14 protein-coding genes are annotated in these 17,922 nt (G+C 59.6%); 3 read left to right on the top strand and 11 right to left on the bottom strand.

The annotated features are described in order from the left end of the window. Together FXO12_RS13550 and FXO12_RS13545 are read right to left on the bottom strand one after the other, a co-directional pair. A complete protein-coding gene (locus FXO12_RS13550) occupies nt 1-894 on the bottom strand; it encodes a glycine betaine ABC transporter substrate-binding protein (protein WP_160049686.1) in 894 nt (297 codons plus the stop codon). Between the two features lie 20 nt (nt 895-914). Further along, the gene (locus FXO12_RS13545; protein ID WP_003188475.1) at nt 915-1,631 is read right to left on the bottom strand and encodes an ABC transporter permease; all 717 of its coding nucleotides are present in this window, start codon (nt 1,629-1,631) and stop codon (nt 915-917) included. A gap of 331 nt (nt 1,632-1,962) precedes the next feature. Between FXO12_RS13545 and FXO12_RS13540 the strand changes: the two genes are divergently transcribed. From FXO12_RS13540 to FXO12_RS13530, 3 genes are all read left to right on the top strand, one after another. Continuing rightward, the gene (locus FXO12_RS13540) at nt 1,963-3,546 is read left to right on the top strand and encodes a peptide chain release factor 3 (protein ID WP_034126275.1); all 1,584 of its coding nucleotides are present in this window, start codon (nt 1,963-1,965) and stop codon (nt 3,544-3,546) included. A 153-nt stretch (nt 3,547-3,699) separates the two neighbouring features. Then, on the top strand, nt 3,700-3,945 hold the full coding sequence (locus FXO12_RS13535) for a hypothetical protein (protein WP_034126276.1): 246 nt from the start codon (nt 3,700-3,702) through the stop codon (nt 3,943-3,945). 95 nt (nt 3,946-4,040) lie between these two features. Then, entirely contained in the window at nt 4,041-4,295 is a 255-nt protein-coding gene (locus tag FXO12_RS13530) for a hypothetical protein (RefSeq protein WP_034126277.1), read from the top strand. Nucleotides 4,296-4,374: 79 nt separating this feature from the next. On the opposite strand, the gene FXO12_RS13525 is transcribed toward FXO12_RS13530, so the two are convergent. The 9 genes from FXO12_RS13525 to FXO12_RS13485 all read right to left on the bottom strand — a co-directional run bounded on the left by FXO12_RS13525 (nt 4,375) and on the right by FXO12_RS13485 (nt 17,787). Then, on the bottom strand, nt 4,375-6,633 hold the full coding sequence (locus FXO12_RS13525; protein WP_057976832.1) for a TonB-dependent siderophore receptor: 2,259 nt from the start codon (nt 6,631-6,633) through the stop codon (nt 4,375-4,377). A 412-nt stretch (nt 6,634-7,045) separates the two neighbouring features. After that, nucleotides 7,046-8,017, bottom strand: a complete 972-nt coding sequence (locus FXO12_RS13520) for a peptide ABC transporter ATP-binding protein (RefSeq protein WP_057976834.1) — start codon at nt 8,015-8,017, stop codon at nt 7,046-7,048. Next, complete coding sequence (locus FXO12_RS13515; RefSeq protein WP_034126279.1) at nt 8,017-8,985, bottom strand: ABC transporter ATP-binding protein; 969 nt, start codon at nt 8,983-8,985, stop codon at nt 8,017-8,019. Before FXO12_RS13515 ends, FXO12_RS13520 begins: the two co-directional genes overlap by 1 nt. A gap of 10 nt (nt 8,986-8,995) precedes the next feature. After that, the gene (locus FXO12_RS13510; RefSeq protein ID WP_003188486.1) at nt 8,996-9,907 is read right to left on the bottom strand and encodes an ABC transporter permease subunit; all 912 of its coding nucleotides are present in this window, start codon (nt 9,905-9,907) and stop codon (nt 8,996-8,998) included. Nucleotides 9,908-9,917: 10 nt separating this feature from the next. Then, a complete protein-coding gene (locus FXO12_RS13505; protein WP_054896910.1) occupies nt 9,918-10,928 on the bottom strand; it encodes an ABC transporter permease subunit in 1,011 nt (336 codons plus the stop codon). Nucleotides 10,929-11,003: 75 nt separating this feature from the next. Further along, nucleotides 11,004-12,602: an ABC transporter substrate-binding protein gene (locus tag FXO12_RS13500; RefSeq protein ID WP_034126280.1), complete on the bottom strand. Its 1,599-nt coding sequence runs from the start codon at nt 12,600-12,602 to the stop codon at nt 11,004-11,006. An 80-nt stretch (nt 12,603-12,682) separates the two neighbouring features. Further along, nucleotides 12,683-14,077, bottom strand: a complete 1,395-nt coding sequence (locus FXO12_RS13495) for an OprD family outer membrane porin (RefSeq protein ID WP_003188488.1) — start codon at nt 14,075-14,077, stop codon at nt 12,683-12,685. Nucleotides 14,078-14,248: 171 nt separating this feature from the next. Continuing rightward, nucleotides 14,249-15,802: an ABC transporter substrate-binding protein gene (locus FXO12_RS13490; protein ID WP_371920470.1), complete on the bottom strand. Its 1,554-nt coding sequence runs from the start codon at nt 15,800-15,802 to the stop codon at nt 14,249-14,251. A gap of 356 nt (nt 15,803-16,158) precedes the next feature. Then, nucleotides 16,159-17,787 (bottom strand): ABC transporter substrate-binding protein, encoded by a 1,629-nt coding sequence (locus FXO12_RS13485; protein WP_034126282.1) that lies wholly within the window; start codon nt 17,785-17,787, stop codon nt 16,159-16,161. Nucleotides 17,788-17,922 lie beyond the last annotated feature (135 nt).

Raw genomic sequence — 17,922 nt, 5'->3', positions numbered from 1 at the left:
TTAGTTGATTGGATGTTGGCGCAGGAAATCGGCGGCAACGGCGGACGGGCTTTCATGGTCGACGTCGACCCGTGCGTTCAGTTGGCGCATGGTTTCATCGTCGAACAGGTTGGCCAAAGGCTTGAGTTCGGCGGCCAGCTGCGGGTGTTTGTCGAGGTATTCCTGGCGGATCACCGGGGCTGCGGTGTAGTCGGGGAAGTAGTGCTTGTCGTCTTCGAGCAGCTTCAACTTGAACGCGTTCAGGCGGCCGTCGGTGGTATAGACCAGTCCGGCAAACACCTGGCCATTACGCAGGGCGGTGTAGACCAGGCCCGCGTCCATCTGCCGGGTGTTGTTGCGCGTCAGGTTCATGTCGTACAGCTTGACCATGCCCGCCAGGCCGTCGGAGCGGTTGGCGAACTCGGTGTCCAGGGCGACCAGGCGGTGCTCTTTGGTGTCTTCGGCCATGGCTTTGGTGAGATCGCTGATGCTGTTGATCTCGGGATGTTCCTCGGCAACTTTCTCCGGCAGCGCCAGTGCGTAGGTGTTGCTGAAACGCGACGGCGACAGCCAGACCAAGCCTTTTTTCGCATCGAGTTCTTTGACCCGAGCGTAGGACTGTTCGCTGTCGAGTTTCTCGTCGATATGGTTGTAGGCCACCAGCGACACGCCGGTGTATTCCCAGGTCAGATCCAGTTGCCCGCTTTCCTGGGCGCTACGCGCCAGGTTGCTGCCCAGGCCGCCGGTCACACGGGCGTCGTAGCCCTTGGTGCGCAGGTACTGGGAGGTGATTTCGGCGAGCAGGGTTTGCTCGGTGAACACCCGGGCGCCAATGCGGATCACGGGTTTTTCAGCGGCTTGCGCAATACCTGCAAACAGCAGGGCGCAGCCTAATATCAAGCTCAGCTTTTTCATGTGATTTCCTTTACCGGGCCTTAAGACGGGCGCAACCCGCGTTCCAGCCAGAGGCGGCTGGCCATGGTCACCAGGCCATCAAGCAGCAATGCCAGCAGCGCGGTACACGCGGCGCCGAGCAACAGTTGCGGCTGGTTGTTCAGGGCGATGCCAGGGAAAATCAGGCTGCCCAGGCTGTTGGCGCCAATCAGGAACGCCAGCGGTGCGGTACCGACGTTGATCGCCAGGGCCACGCGTACACCGCCGATGATGATCGGCACGGCGTTGGGCAGCTCCACGCGAAACAGCACCTGGCGCGGGGTCATGCCGATGCCGGTGGCGGCTTCCTTGAGGGAGCCCTGAACGTTTTTCAGGCCTTCGTAGGTGTTGCGCACGATGGGCAGGAGCGAGGCAAGGAACAGCGCGAAGATGGCCGGGCCGCTGCCGATGCCGAGGACGCCGAGGGCGATGGCCAGTACGGCCAGGGGAGGGACGGTGTTGCCGATGTTGAAGATCTGCATGAAACGTTCTGCGCGCCCGACCATGTTGGGTCGGCTGAGCAGGATACCGGCGGGGATGCCCACAATCAGGGCCGCCAGCATGGAGACTAAAACCAGAATCAGATGAGCTTGCAGGTAAAACAACAAATCGTCGCGGTACAGTTCGATCGTGTTGATGCCGATCCAGTGGACCAGCAGGGCCAGGAGAGCGACGACAACCACTGCTCCTATCAGCCCTTTGCCATAGCGAATAGCCACAGGCGGACTCCTTTTTTTCTTTTGTCGGCGAACACATTTCCGAGCGGCAATGCCATTCCTGGCTGCCTCTGATGAGTTCGCGAAAAGCAGCTCGCCGATACTGGCTATGCAGTATGCGATCGAGCCATAAGCGCAGCCTCGTCAGGCTAACTTGCTGATTTTTCAGCCCCTGTTCCGAGTGCGGTAGCAGGGGAGTGGACGTCTCGACCTTTTAAAAGGTTCCACACTTGGGCGCATTTAGCCACCCCCAATGGGCTCAACGGTGGTCCGTACCCTCGCGTTTGCGCTATACTCGCCGCCCTTTTTTGACTCACCTGCCAGGCGATTTCCCATGACCCACCAGGCCGCCGAAGTCGCGAAACGCCGCACTTTCGCCATTATTTCCCACCCCGATGCCGGTAAAACCACCATCACCGAAAAGCTGTTGCTGATGGGCAAGGCGATCGCGGTAGCCGGCACGGTGAAATCGCGCAAATCCGACCGCCATGCCACCTCCGACTGGATGGAAATGGAAAAACAACGGGGTATTTCCATTACCACGTCGGTCATGCAGTTCCCGTATCGCGAGCACATGATCAACCTGCTCGACACCCCAGGGCACGAAGACTTCTCCGAAGACACCTACCGCACCCTCACCGCGGTGGACTCGGCGCTGATGGTCCTCGACGGCGGTAAAGGCGTCGAGCCACGTACCATCGCGCTGATGGACGTGTGCCGTCTGCGTGACACGCCGATTGTCAGTTTCATCAACAAACTCGACCGCGATATCCGCGACCCCATCGAGCTGCTGGATGAAATCGAAGCCGTCCTGAAGATCAAGGCCGCGCCGATCACTTGGCCGATTGGTTGCTACCGCGACTTCAAGGGCGTGTACCACCTGGCCGACGACTACATCATTGTCTACACCGCTGGCCACGGTCATGAACGCACCGAAACCAAGATCATTGAAAAGCTCGACTCCGACGAAGCCCGCGCCCACTTGGGTGACGAGTACGACCGTTTCGTCGACCAGCTGGAACTGGTGCAGGGCGCCTGCCATGAGTTCAACCAGCAAGAGTTCCTCGACGGTCAGTTGACCCCGGTGTTCTTCGGTACCGCCCTGGGCAACTTCGGCGTCGACCACGTACTGGACGCCGTCGTGGACTGGGCGCCGCGCCCGCTGGCCCGCGTCGCCAACGAGCGCACCGTGGAGCCGGTGGAAGAGAAGTTCACCGGCTTCGTGTTCAAGATCCAGGCGAACATGGACCCCAAGCACCGCGACCGTATCGCCTTCATGCGTATCTGCTCCGGCCGCTACGAAAAAGGCATGAAGATGCGCCATGTGCGCACCGGCAAGGACGTACGCATTGGCGATGCCCTGACGTTCTTCTCCTCCGAGCGTGAACAGCTCGAAGAAGCCTACGCCGGCGACATCATCGGTTTGCATAACCACGGCACCATCCAGATCGGCGACACCTTCACCGAAGGCGAAGCGCTGGGCTTCACCGGTATCCCGCACTTCGCCCCGGAACTGTTCCGCCGCGTGCGCCTGCGTGATCCGCTCAAATCCAAGCAACTGCGCCAGGGCTTGCAGCAATTGGCCGAAGAGGGCGCCACCCAGGTGTTCTTCCCCGAGCGCAGCAACGACATCATCCTCGGCGCCGTGGGTGTGCTGCAGTTCGACGTGGTCGCCAGCCGCTTGAAAGAGGAATACAAGGTGGAGTGCTCCTACGAGCCGATCACCGTGTATTCGGCGCGCTGGATTGATTGCAGCGATAAGAAGAAGTTGGAAGAGTTCTCCAACAAGGCCGTGGAAAACCTGGCGATCGACGGCGGTGGTCACCTGACCTACCTGGCCCCGACCCGGGTCAACCTGGCGCTGATGGAAGAGCGTTGGCCGGATGTGAAATTCCGCGCGACCCGCGAACACCACTAAGGCCTGGGCGGGTGAAAGAGGGGCGAAGCTGTGATGGCTTCGCCCCTTTTTATTGGCTTCAACTACCCTGGGTCTGGTCTCTATAAGGTTGGAAATTGGCGATAACCCTGCATTGGGTCTAGCTTTCACACAGTGACTGTGAAGGAGAGCACCGTGCGAAATGTTCGATTCGCCATCCATCTGGTGTTGCTGGCAAGCCTGGGAGCGACGACCTTTCCGACTTTTGCCGATACCGGCACGCCCCAATGGAAAGACACCGGTCCGGTCAGCAAAAAAAAGGCCAATGAAGTCAACTCCGGCAGTTGGCAGCCCCAGGTCCAACCGGCGCCCAAGGAGGATCAGGAGAACCCCTATAACGAAGGGGAAGCCAGCGATACCTATGACGACGGCGAGACCTGAAGCCTGGCGTAAATCCAGAATCGCGACTAGCGTCAACGCGGGTGGCGGCAAGTTATTGCCGGCAGAGTTCATCTATTGACTGGACGGAATCGACCATGGGTATTGTTCAACGTGTAGTGCTATTGATGAAGGTGCTGGTGCTGTTGTGGTTGGGGATGTCGACGGCCTGGGCGCACGCCCCGGTGCATGGCCCAGAGATGGTGGCGAGTAGCCAGATTTCGGACTTGCAGTTGGCCAAGTCCGAAGCGGAGCCAGGCGATAAAGGCCAGGGTGGCAGCGAAGACGATGACGACTCGACCACCGACGAGCCTGACAGCGACGACGCAGACGAAGGCGATAGCCAGACGTAGGCTCGCCAAGGGGAAGCGTTCCAAACAATCAATGCCTTGGAAGGGACCCCCAAGACATTTTTATTGGCCGCCCTTTTCTTCAGAACGAAGTGGTCACCGACGCGAAGTAAGCACGGCCCGGCTCGTTGTAAGTCTGCGCGCCCGCATCCTCGGCGTTGCCTTTGCGCGACAGGCGCTTGTCCAGCAGGTTGTTGATGCCCACCCGCACGCTAAGGTTTTTGCTGAACTCATAGCCGCTGCTCAGGCCCATCAACCCGTACGGGTCGACGTCCTGCTGGGCGCTGCGATCGTAACGGCTGGCGCTGCGTGAGTTGAGCGTCGGTGCTTCTTGTTTGCCGTAATAGGTGCCGCTGACCTGGAATGACAGCTTGTCAGTGGCTTGCCAGTCCAGCGTGGTGTTGACGGTGTACTTGGGGATGATGCTCAAGGGCTCGCCGGTGTCTTTGTCCTTGGAGTCGATCATATAGGTCAGGTTGGTGTTCAAGTCCAAATCATCGCGCAGGCTGACGAACAGGTTGCCTTCAACGCCCTGTACCAAGGCTGGGCCGCTGTTTTCCCACTCCAATACACGTCGGCCGTTGCCCAGACGGAACGCCGCCTCGTTACTGGCGTTGATCTTGTTCTTGTAGTCATTACGGAAATACGTCGCACTGGTGCGCCAGGTGCCCTTGTCGAAAGCCAGGCCGATTTCCTTGTTGACACTGATTTCCGGCTTCAGGTCCCGGTTGCCCACCAGGTAGCAACCGCCCATGTTGGCTTCGCTGGCGTTGCAGCCATTACCACGGCTGTAGAGCAAATAGTTCGGGTTGGACTGGTACAGGTTGGGGGTTTTGTAGGCGCGGGCAATGCCGCCCTTGATGCTCAGTTCGTCGGTCAACTGGTGCGAGGCATTGAAGCTGGGGCTCCAGTTGCCGCCGTATTCCTCATGATCGTCGAAGCGCAAGCCAGGCGTGATGACGGTTTTGCTGCCCAACTCGATGTTGTTCTCGGCAAACAAGGCGTAGCTCGAGGCGGTGGTCTTGGTGCTGTAGCGGCTGACGCCCGGGATGGCGGGTACGCCGCCGGTGCCCGGGTCATAGCTTTGCGGGCGCAACGAGCCTGGGTCGTTCATCGACTCATAGAGGTATTCGCTGCCCAGGGTCAGCACCTGTTCGGCACCGACGCTCAGGGGCAGGTTGACCTCGGCAGTGGCCCGGGTGTTGCGCAATCGCGACTCGAAACGACCAGCACTGGCGGAGGGCGCGCCTTCGCCGGAACCGGCCAGGCCTTCGTTGAGACGTTCGTTGCGAGTCAGGTCGTGGGTCAACGAGGCCAGTGTCGAACCCCAATCGAATTCGCCGCGGTGCGTGGCTGAAAAGCTGCTGCGCTGAATCACACTGGTTTCCTTGCCCACCAGGCTTTCCACGAATGCGCCACCGCCGTTGAGCATGGTGTCGCCGGCGAAAATATTGCCCTGGCGGCTGTAGCTGGCCTCCAGGTCGAGGGTTTGCTCGGGGGTGAACTGCCAGCTCAGCAAACCATTCACGTCTTTATTGCGCACGCCTTCGCGGCCGGCCACCAGCGAGTCCGGGGTCGCCTGCGCTGCGCGGTTGATGTCGGCGTCATCGGCATCGGTCTTGTTCAGGCCGCCATAGACGCGGAACGCCAGGGTGTCGGTCAACGGGCCGCTGAGGTTGAAGTTGGTGCGCTTGCTCGCCCCTTCGGCATCGTTTTCGGGGAAGGCGGTGTAGGCGGTCAGCGAGCCGTGCAGTTGGTCGGTGGGGCGTTTGGTGATGATGTTGATCACCCCGCCCATGGCGCCGGAGCCATAACGGGCAGCAGCCGGGCCGCGCAGGATTTCAATGCGTTCGACTTCTTCGGCCGGTACCCAGTTGGTTTCGCCACGGGTATCACGGTCGCCACTCCAGCCATAACGCACGGCGTTGCGCGAGGTCGACGGTTTGCCATCGATCAGAATCAGGGTGTTTTCCGGGCCCATGCCCCGCAGGTCGATCTGACGGTTATTGCCACGGCTGCCGCTGGAACTGTTGCCGGTCAGGTTCACGCCCGGCTCGCGACGAATGATCTCCGACAGGTCGTTGGTGGGCGGGCGCTTCTTGATGTCTTCGGCAGTGATGATCGACACGCCGGGCGCTTGCTTGAGTTCTTCGGCGGCGGTGCCCAGCACGTGCGTCTCGCCCAGCACCAGGGCTTGGGGCGTGCCGTCCACAGGCAGGTCTGTCGCTTCGATCGGCACCTTGTCGCGTTCTTTTTCCACACTCTGCGCCAGCAGCGCGGGGGACGAAAGGGTAGCGATAAACGCCAACGATAGATGGCTGAGCCTGAATTGAGACGACATGTCCACAAAGTCCTTTAGGAGGGGCGATTGAACGAGAGTCGTCTGAATTTTTTCGTGCATCCAGCGCTCTCCATGCGCCGTAATGGTATTGATTCTCAAACAGAAGTAAATTGCATTTACAATCTATACACTTTCCTTAAGGCTCTGGCTCAATGTTTTCAAGGCTGGCGGCTGTGAAGGGCGAGGTTTAATCGGTATGTTCTTTGTTACAAACGCGCAAAAAAAAGCCCCTCCCGCCAGACTGATGCGCAATCTGGCGGGAAGGGCGATGGAACTCATTGAAACCGCGGCCGCTGTAGGAGCGAGCTTGCTCGCGAAGAACGTATGAATACCGCGTTAAACCAGACTACCCGCGTTATCGTTGACGTCTTTCGCGAGCAAGCTCGCTCCTACAGGAGGAGGTTGTGTTGCTTCAGGCCACGAATTGCTCCGCGTAGTGGCAAGCCACCTGCCGGTTATCCAAAGGACGCAACAGCGGCTCTTCACTGCTGCAACGCGCCGTCGCATACGGGCAACGCTTGTGGAACGCGCAGCCAGGCGGCGGGTTCAGTGGGTTGGGCAGTTCGCCAACGATCTTGATCTTCGGCTTGCTCGGGTCTGGGTGAATGGTCGGCGTGGCCGACAGCAGCGCCTGGGTGTAAGGGTGCAGCGGGCGTGCGTAGATGTCTTCCTTGGGGCCCACTTCCACTGGGCGGCCGAGGTACATCACCATCACATCGTCAGCCACGTGCTGCACCACCGCCAGATTGTGAGAGATGAACAGGTAGGCGGTGTTGAATTCCTGCTGCAGATCCATGAACAGGTTGAGCACCTGTGCCTGGATCGACACGTCCAGTGCCGAGGTCGGTTCGTCCGCCACCAGCACTTTGGGTTGCAGCATCATGGCGCGGGCCAACGCGATGCGCTGGCGCTGGCCGCCGGAGAACATGTGCGGGTAGCGCTGATAATGCTCAGGGCGCAGGCCCACTTGCTTCATCATCGCCTGCACTTTCTCGCGGCGTTCGGCGGCGGACAGGTTGGTGTTGATCAGCAGCGGTTCGGCCAGTTGATCACCGACTTTCTGGCGTGGGTTCAGCGAGGCATAGGGGCTCTGGAACACCATCTGCACGTCTTTGCGCAATTGCTTGCGCTGGGCCTTGTCGGCGCCGGCCACTTCTTGCCCGGCGATTTTCAACGAGCCCGACGAGGGCTCTTCAATCAGCGTGAGGGCGCGGGCCAGGGTGGATTTGCCACAGCCCGACTCGCCTACCACGGCGAGGGTTTTGCCGGCTTCCAGCTCAAAAGACACACCATTGAGGGCACGCACGGTGGCATGACCCTTGAACAGGCCGCGGGACACTTCGTAGTGACGGGTGAGGTCGCGGGCGGTAAGTACGACGGCCATTACGCCACCTCCTGGTTCAGCGGGTAGAAGCAGCGGGCAAGGCTGTGGCTTTTCGGATCAAGGCCCGGCCGCTGGGCGCGGCAGGAGTCCTGCACGTACGGGCAGCGCGGCGACAGCAGGCAACCCTGCGGACGGTCGTAGCGGCCGGGCACGATGCCCGGCAACGTGGCCAGGCGCGTTGCGCCGAGGCTGTGCTCGGGAATGGCCTTGAGCAACGCTTCGCTGTACGGGTGTGCCGGAATGTCGAACAGCTGCGGCACCTGGCCGACTTCCACCGCCTGGCCTGCGTACATCACGCACACGCGCTGGGCGGTTTCGGCAACCACCGCGAGGTCGTGAGTGATCAGCACCAGGCCCATGTTCTGCTCTTTTTGCAGGGCCAGCAGCAGTTCCATGATCTGCGCCTGGATGGTCACGTCCAACGCAGTGGTCGGTTCATCGGCAATCAGCAACTTGGGCTCACCGGCAATTGCCATGGCGATTGCCACGCGTTGGCTCATACCGCCGGACAATTGGTGCGGGTAGGCATCCATACGGCTGGCAGCGCCTGGGATCTCAACTTTTTCCAGCAGCTCGATAGCCCGCTTGCGCGCTTGTTTGCCGGACATTTTCAGGTGCAGGCGCAGCACTTCTTCGATCTGGAAACCCACGGTGTAACTGGGGTTCAACGCGGTCATCGGGTCCTGGAACACCATCGCCAGGTCTTTGCCGACAATCTGGCGGCGCTGGCGGTTGCTCAACTTGAGCATGTCCTTGCCGTCGAAGTTCAGGGCGTCGGCGGTGACGATGCCAGGGTGCTCGATCAGGCCCATCAGCGCCATCATGGTCACGGATTTACCCGAGCCCGACTCGCCAACGATCGCCAGGACTTCGCCTTTGTCGACCGAAATGTCGAGGCCATCGACCACCGGCACGGCGGTCTTGTCGCCGAAGCGCACGTTGAGATTCTTGATTTCTAACAGTGACATGGGAATCTCCTCAGGCGGCGTTCTTGAGTTTCGGGTCCAGCGCGTCGCGCAGGCCGTCACCCATCAAGTTGATTGCCAGCACGCTGAGCAAAATGGTCAAGCCAGGCAGGCTCACGACCCACCAGGCGCGTTCGATGTAGTCTCGGGCCGAAGCCAGCATGGTGCCCCACTCAGGGGTTGGCGGTTGTACGCCAAGGCCGAGGAAGCCCAGGGCCGCGGCATCGAGAATCGCCGAGGAAAAGCTCAAGGTCGCTTGTACGATCAGCGGCGCCATGCAGTTAGGCAGCACGGTGATGAACATCAGGCGTGGCAGGCCGGCGCCAGCGAGGCGGGCGGCAGTCACGTAGTCGCGGTTCAGTTCGCCCATCACGGCGGCGCGGGTCAGGCGCACATAGGATGGCAACGACACGATGGCGATGGCGATCACGGTGTTGATCAGGCCAGGGCCGAGGATGGCGACAATCGCCACGGCCAGCAGCAGCGATGGCAGGGCCAGCATGATGTCCATCAGACGCATGATGGTTGGGCCGAGCAAGCGCGGGAAGAACCCGGCGAACAGGCCCAGCAGGATACCCGGGATCAGCGACATCACCACCGACGACAAACCGATCAGCAACGATAGACGCGAGCCCTGGATCAGGCGCGAGAGCAAGTCACGGCCCAGTTCGTCGGTGCCCAGCAGGAACTGCATTTGCCCACCTTCCAGCCACGCCGGTGGTGTGAGCAGGAAGTCGCGGTATTGCTCGCTGGGGTTATGCGGGGCAACCCACGGGGCGAAGATCGCGCAGAACACGATCAGCAACATGAACAGCAGGCCGGCGACCGCGCCTTTGTTCTTGGAGAAGGCTTGCCAGAATTCTTTGTACGGGGACGGGTACAGCAGGCTCTGATCGACTGCTGACACTTGAGTAGGTGTGGTCATGGTCATGATCTCAGCGCTGGTGACGGATGCGAGGGTTGGCGAAGCCGTAGAGGATATCCACCACGAAGTTCACCAGGATCACCAGGCAGGCGATCAGCAGAATGCCGTTTTGCACCACCGGGTAGTCCCGCGCGCCAATGGCTTCGATCAGCCATTTGCCGATGCCGGGCCACGAGAAGATGGTTTCGGTCAGTACCGCACCGGCCAGCAGCGTGCCGACCTGCAGGCCGACCACGGTGAGCACCGGGATCAGTGCGTTACGCAGGCCGTGCACGAACACCACGCGGGCTGGCGACAGGCCCTTGGCCCTGGCGGTACGGATGTAGTCCTCACGCAGCACTTCGAGCATCGACGAACGGGTCATGCGCGCGATCACCGCCAGCGGGATGGTGCCGAGCACGATGGCCGGCAGGATCAGGTGGTGCAATGCATCCCAGAACGCGTCCGGCTCGTCGGCCAGCAGGGTGTCTATCAGCATGAAGCCGGTGCGCGGCTCGATGTCATAGAGCAGGTCGATACGCCCGGATACCGGGGTCCAGCCCAGGCTTACCGAGAAGAACATGATCAGGATCAGGCCCCACCAGAAGATCGGCATCGAATACCCCGCCAGGGAGATGCCCATCACCCCATGGTCGAACAGGGATCCTCGCTTGAGTGCCGCGATCACCCCGGCCAACAGGCCCAGGATACCGGCGAACAACAGCGCGGCCATGGACAGCTCCAGGGTCGCGGGGAAGAGAGCGGTGAATTCGGTCCACACGCTGGTGCGTGTGCGCAGCGATTCGCCAAGGTCGCCCTGGGCGAGCTTGCCGACATAGTCCAGGTATTGCGCATACAGCGGCTTGTTAAGGCCAAGGCGCTCCATTGCCTGTGCGTGCATTTCTGGGTCAACCCGTCGCTCGCCCATCATGACTTCTACGGGGTCGCCTGGAATCATGCGAATCAACGCAAAGGTCAGCAACGTGATGCCGAAGAACGTGGGGATCAATAACCCCAGTCGGCGGGCAATAAAACTAAACATCTTGGTGTGTACCTCAATCAGCCGGTTAGGCAGGTCCGGCACCGTCAGTGTCGACGGTGCCGAGCGTTTTTCTTATTACTTCACCTGGGTGGTGGCGAAGTTATTCGTACCCAGAGGGCTTTGGATGAAGCCTTCTACGTTCTTGCGCATGGCGGTGAACAGTTTCGGGTAAGCCATGGGAAGCCATGGTTGGTCTTTTTCGAAGACATCCTGTGCTTGTTCATAGAGCGCGGCCCGTAAGGCCGGTTCCTTTTCCGCACGAGCTTTGTCGATCAAGTCCTGAAACTCTTTGTTACACCAGCGCGCGTAGTTTTCGCCGTTTTTCGCCGCATCGCAACTCAGGTTCGGGGTGAGGAAGTTATCCGGGTCGCCGTTATCACCGACCCAGCCTGCCGACACCATGTCGTGCTCGCCGTTTTTAGCGCGTTTGAGCATTTCGCCCCATTCCATGACTTTGATATTGACCTTCAGGCCAACCTGCGCCAGATCCGCCTGCATACGCTGGGCGCCGAGCATCGGGTTAGGGTTTGTCGGGCCGCCGCCGTTACGGGTGAACAGCGTGAACTCGGTGCCTTCCGGCACGCCGGCTTCCTTGAGCAGGGCGCGCGCCTTATCCAGGTCGCGCGGTGGGTTTTTCAGCTTTTCACTGAAACCCAGCAAGGTCGGCGGATACGGGCCGGTGCCCACGACTGCATTGCCTTTGCCGAACAGCGCTTCGGTATAACCGGCCTTGTCGAACGCGATGTTGATCGCGTGACGTACTCGGGCATCGCTCATGTATTTGCGAGTGGTGTTCAATGCGGTGTAGCTGGTGGTCATCGCCGCCAGTTCATCGACCTTCAGGTTCGGGTCTTTCTTGATGCTTGGAATGTCATCCGGCTTGGGGAACAACGCGATCTGACATTCGTTGGCCTTGAGCTTTTGCAGGCGCACGTTGTTATCGGTGGTGATCGCCAGAATCAGCGGGTCGACCGCCGGCTTGCCGCGGAAGTAGTCCGGGTTGGCCTTGAAGCGCGCCTGGGCATCTTTCTGATAACGATTGAAGACGAATGGGCCAGTGCCGATAGGCTTGGCGTTGAGGTCTTCAGTTTTACCGGACTTGAGCAACTGGTCGGCGTATTCCTTCGAGTGGATTGAAGAGAATGCCATACCCAGGTCGGCCAGAAACGGAGCTTCCGGACGGGTCAAGGTAAAGACGACGGTGTGATCGTCGGTCTTTTCTACGCTCTTGAGCAGTTCCTTGAACCCCATGCTTTCGAAGTACGGGTAGCCCACGAGGGACTTGTTATGCCACGGGTGATTCGGGTCCAGCTGGCGCTGGAAGCTCCAAAGCACATCATCGGCATTCAGGTTGCGCGTGGGTTTGAAATAGTCGGTGGTGTGGAACTTGATGTCGTCACGCAGATGGAAGGTGTAGGTCAGGCCATCGGCGCTGATTTCCGGCAGGTCTTTGGCCAGGGCAGGGACCACTTCAGTGGTGCCGGGCTTGAAGTCCACCAGGCGGTTGAACATGGTTTCAGCGGCGGCGTCAGCAGTCACTGCAGTGGTGTACAGGACCGGGTCGAAACCTTCCGGGCTGGCTTCGGTGCAGACCACCAGCGGTTTGGCCGAAACGCCGATCGCCACGCTCAACAGCGCAGCGGCCATGGCGGCTTGTAGTGGGAGCATTTTCATTCAGAGCCCTCTGCAATCGATGGAGCCAGAAAAGCGTAGGCGGCGGGCTCGTCCTGAGCTCGCCGCCTGCCTGGCGCTAATTAAAGGATGTTGAACGGGATGGTGGTAACCAGACGGAACTCTTTGATGCTGCCGTCGGACTGGAACTCGCTGCCACGGTGCTCAACATAGGTTGCGCGCACGGTGGTGGCTTTGAGCGGGCCGCTCTGCAGCGCGTAAGAGGCGCCTACACCGTATTCCTGGTGCTTCTCGCCGTCCTGGGACTGGATGCCGTCATAAGCAAACTTGGCCCGGCCATTGTTGCCGGTGTAGTGGGTACCGTCGATGCCCCAGCCGCGTGCCGAGTAAGCGTTGAACTTCAGGCCGGGTACGCCGTATTCAGCCATGTTGATGGCATAGGCGATCTGGAAGGATTTCTCGTTCGGGCCGTTGAAGTCAGACGTCAGGGAGTTGGCCAGGTAGATACCGTTGGTTTCGTGCAGGTAGTCGAAGTACTCGTTACCGTTCACTTGCTGGTAGCCGAAGGTCAGGCTGTGTGCCTGGTGAGTCAGGCCCAGGGAGAGGGAGAAGGTATCGTTGTCGATTTCCCCCATCTCTTTTTTGCCTTCATCGACAGTCTTGTAGTAGTTGAAGCCGGTGGTCAGGCCCAACTGCTGCGCGTCGCCCAGCTCGTGGGTGGCGCCGAAGTAGTACTGGTTCCAGAAGTCCTTCACGTTGGCGGCGAAGAAGCTGGTTTTCAGGCTTTTCAGCGGCTGGTAGTTCACACCCAGGGTCGACACTTTGTCGGTTTCTGCGCCATTGCCGTATTCGCTACGGAATTTCGACAGGCTCTGCTCGCTACGTGGCGAAACGCGGTCGAACACGCCGCCCTGGAACGACAGGTTGCTGAATTCTTCGCTGTTAAAGCTCACACCCTGGAAGCTCGAAGGCAGAGCACGGTTGCCGATGGTGTCGACGATGCCGCTGCTGAAGTTCTGGCGACCGGCGGTCAGTGTGGTGTTGGACACGCGGAATTGCACGTTGGCCAGGCCCAGTTTGCTCCACTGGTCTACGGCGTCACCGTTGGAGTCGGCCAGGGTACGGTTGGAGCCGCCTTTGATATCACGCTTGCTGCGATCCAGCACCAGGGCGTTGTACACCGCCACTTCAGTCTTGACCCCTACGGTGCCCTGGGTGAAACCCGAGCTGGCGTTGAGGATGGTGCCCTGCACCCAGTTGGTACGGTTGCGATCGGTCAGGGTCTGGCCGTGCTTCTGGTACGAGAAGGTGCCCCCACGGTATTTGCTTTCATGGGAGTACCAGTTACGCGTGGTGCCGCCCAGGCTGAAATCTTCGATAAAGCCTTTGGCCTCGCTTTGGGCGCTGGTGCCGGCCAGGGTGGTAGGAACGAAGTCCTGGCTTTGCGTTTCAGCGTAGGCGGTGGCCGTGATGCTGCTGATGGCCAAGGCCAGAAGCGCTTTGCTGCTCAGTTTCATGGGTGAAGCTCCTTTGGTTCTCTTTTTTAATGCCGGTCTTTTTGGGTGATCCGGCTATTGGGTGTGGAACTCGTTCAAGCTATTGCAAACGTTTGGCGTAGGAAATTTCCCAACAAAAGCCTGCACGTTTGCCGGGGAGCGTATTTCGCTCCCCGCCATCCGGTTATTTTCTTATGGGTTGATGCTGACGCCCGAGAACACGTTGCGGCCGAAGGGGCTTACCTTGAAGCCCTCGACTTTGGCGCTTAACGGCTGGTTGACCGTCGAGTGGGCGATGGGCGTGATCGGCACCTGCTGCTTGAGCAATTGCTGCGCCTGTTTGTACAGAACAGTCCTTTGTTCACGGTCGGTCACGACCTTGGCTTGCTTGATCAGCTTGTCGTACGCCGGGTCGCACCACATGGAGTAGTTGTTCCCGCCGATGGCGTCGCAGCTGTAGAGGGTGCCGAGCCAGTTGTCCGGGTCACCGTTGTCGCCGGTCCAACCGATCAGGCTGACATCGTGCTCACCATTCTTGGTGCGCTTGATGTACTCGCCCCATTCATAGCTGACGATCTTGACCTTGAGGCCGATCTTGGCCCAGTCGTTCTGCAGCATTTCCGCCATCAGCTTGGCGTTGGGGTTGTACGGGCGTTGCACTGGCATGGCCCACAGGGTGATCTCGGTGCCTTCCTTGACCCCGGCGGCCTTGAGCAACTGCTTGGCTTTTTCCGGGTCGTAAGCGGCGTCCTTGATGCTGTCGTCGTAGGACCACTGCGTCGGCGGCATGGCGTTGACCGCCAGTTGCCCGGCGCCCTGGTACACAGCATTGAGGATGCTCTGCTTGTTCACCGCCATGTCCAGCGCCTGGCGTACTTCAAGCTGATCGAATGGCTTGTGGCGCACGTTGTAGGAGATATAGCCCAGGTTAAAGCCCGGCTTGGTCAGCAGTTGCAGGTTCGGGTCGGCCTTGAGGGCCTCGACATCGGCAGGGCGTGGATGCAAGGTCACCTGGCATTCGCCGGCCTTGAGCTTCTGTACGCGTACCGAGGCGTCGGTGTTGATGGCGAAGATCAGTTGGTCCAGCTTGACGCGGCTCGGGTCCCAGTACTGTTTGTTGCCCACGTAGCGGATCTGCGAGTCTTTCTGATAGCGCTGGAACACGAACGGGCCAGTCCCGATCGGCTTCTGGTTGATGTCGCTGGGCCGGCCTTGCTTGAGCAACTGCTCGGCGTATTCCGCCGAAAGGATCGCTGCAAAGCTCATGGCGATGTTCTGCACGAACGCGGCGTCGACCGTGTTCAGCGTCATCACTACGGTGTACGGGTCGGTTTTCTCGACCTTGGCGATGTTCTTGTTCAGGCTCATCCCGTTGAAGTACGGAAACTCGGTGGGGTAGGCCTTGCGGAACGGGTGCTCGGGGTCAAGCATGCGGTTGAAGGTGAACAGCACGTCGTCGGCGTTGAAGTCCCGCGTCGGCTTGAATTCCTTGTTGCTGTGGAACTTCACCCCTTCACGTAGGTGGAAGGTGTAGGTCAGGCCATCCGGGGAAATATCCCACTTGGTTGCAAGCCCAGGGACGACGTCGGTCGCGCCTTTTTCGAACTCCACCAAACGGTTATACAAAGGCTCCGCCGCATCGTTGTCGGTCGCGGTGGTGTATTGCGCAGTGTCAAACCCTGCCGGGCTGCCTTCGGAGCAGAACACCAAGCTCTTTTTCTCGGCGGCTTGGCCCATGGTGGCCATGGCCAGCAGGCTGGTGGCAAACAGAGCGGATACAACGGTGGTATGGCGCATGACGATCCCGGTCCTTGTTTGTAGTTATCAACAGCGAGCCTTCCTGCTGGCTTACAGCCAGGCAGACATCACTGATCCCACACACAGCAAGTGCCCTTCCCAGAGTGATGCCTCTGCTGTCCTACGACCTTATGGGGCGCTGACCTTGCAGTAAATGCGTCAATTCTGACTGACCTTGTAGGCAACGGAGGCACGGGTCGCAGTTCATTGCTGTAAGACGGCAACGCTTGCAAACGTAGTCTGTTTCCTAAGGTCCAGGCGGATGGAATAACGGCGACGTTATGAAACGTCGCCGTTATTGAACCTTACTTGCCGCTGACGCTAACGCCGTAGAAGGAATTCAAGCCAAACGGGCTGATCTTGAAGTCCTGCACGGTATTACGCATGGGTTGATACACCGTCGAGTGCGCGATAGGTGTCATCGGGACTGCATCTTTGAGGATATGTTGCGCCTGCTTATACAGCTCGGTGCGTTTGGCGACATCCGATGTGGCCTTGGCTTCTTTAACGATGCCGTCGAATTTCTTGTCGCACCATTTGGAGAAGTTGTTGCCCGACAGCGAGTCGCAGCCGAACAGCACGTTCAGCCAGTTGTCCGGGTCACCATTGTCGCCGCTCCAGCCAATGATCATGGCCTGGTTCTCGCCGCCTTTGGAGCGCTTGATGTACTCGCCCCACTCGTAGCTGACGATGTTGACCTTCAGGCCGATCTGTTTCCAGTCGTTCTGCAGCATCTCGGCCATCAATTTGGCGTTGGGGTTGTAGGGGCGCTGGACCGGCATGGCCCACAGGGTGATCTCGGTGCCTTCCTTGACGCCAGCGGCCTTGAGCAATTCCTTGGCCTTGGCAGGATCGTACTTGGCATCCTTGATGGTGGTGTCATAGGACCACTGGGTCGGCGGCATGGCGTTGACCGCCAGTTGGCCGGCACCCTGGTACACGGAGTCGATGATCTGCTGCTTGTTCACCGACATGTCCAGGGCTTCACGGACGCGCAGATCAGCCAGCGGGTTCGCGGCGGTCTGGCCCTTGAGTACTGGCATGACGTTATAGGCGATGTAGCCCAGGTTGAAACCGGCCTGGTGCGGCAGTTTCAGGTCCTTGTCCTCACCCAGCGCCTTGAGGTCGGCCGGACGTGGGAACAGGGTGATCTGGCATTCGTTTTTCTTGAGCTTCTGGATACGCACCGACGGGTCGGTGGTGATAGCGAAGATCAGGTTATCGATCTTCACGTCTTCAGGTTTCCAGTAGTCCTTGTTGCCGGTGTAGCGAATGTTCGAGTCTTTCTGGTAGCTCTTGAACACGAACGGGCCAGTGCCGACCGGCTTCTGGTTGATGTCGGCAGGCTTGCCTTCCTTCAACAACTGCGCAGCGTATTCGGCGGACTGGATCGAGGCGAAGCTCATGGCCAGGTTCTGGATGAACGCGGCGTCCACGGTGCCAAGGGTGAACTTGACGGTGTGGTCATCGATTTTTTCGATGTTCTTGATGTTGGTGTCCATCCCCATGTCCGTGAAGTACGGGAACTCGGTGGGGTAGGCCTTACGGAATGGATCGTCTTTATTGATCATCCGGTTGAAGGTGAACAGTACGTCGTCAGCCGAAAATTCACGAGTTGGCTTGAAATACGGGGTGGTATGGAACTTGACGCCTTCGCGAAGGTGGAAGGTGTACGTCAGGCCATCCGGGGACACGTCCCAGCTAGTGGCCAGGCCAGGAACGACGGCGGTGCCGCCACGTTCGAACTGGCTCAGGCGGTTGAACATGGTTTCGGCCGAGGCATCGAAGTCTGTTCCGGTGGTGTACTGGCCTGGATCAAAACCGGCCGGGCTCCCTTCGGAGCAGAACACCAGGTTAGTTGCCGCAAGGGCTACGGGGGCTGCGGCCATAAGGCCAGCGCTCACTAATAACGGAAGGACTGCGTGTTTAAGCATGTTGGCCTCATGATTTGTTGTCATTTTTGGTGGTGAGGGCGACCTCGTGAGTCGGCCTGCGGATACTTATGCAGGCGCCATACCCAATGCAAGATGCAGAGCGGTTGCAAAGGGAAAACTGTGGTACGAACGTAC

Source organism: Pseudomonas sp. J380 (assembly GCF_009827115.1).
Classification (GTDB): domain Bacteria; phylum Pseudomonadota; class Gammaproteobacteria; order Pseudomonadales; family Pseudomonadaceae; genus Aquipseudomonas; species Aquipseudomonas paracarnis.
This window is presented reverse-complemented; position numbering and strand designations above follow the sequence as displayed.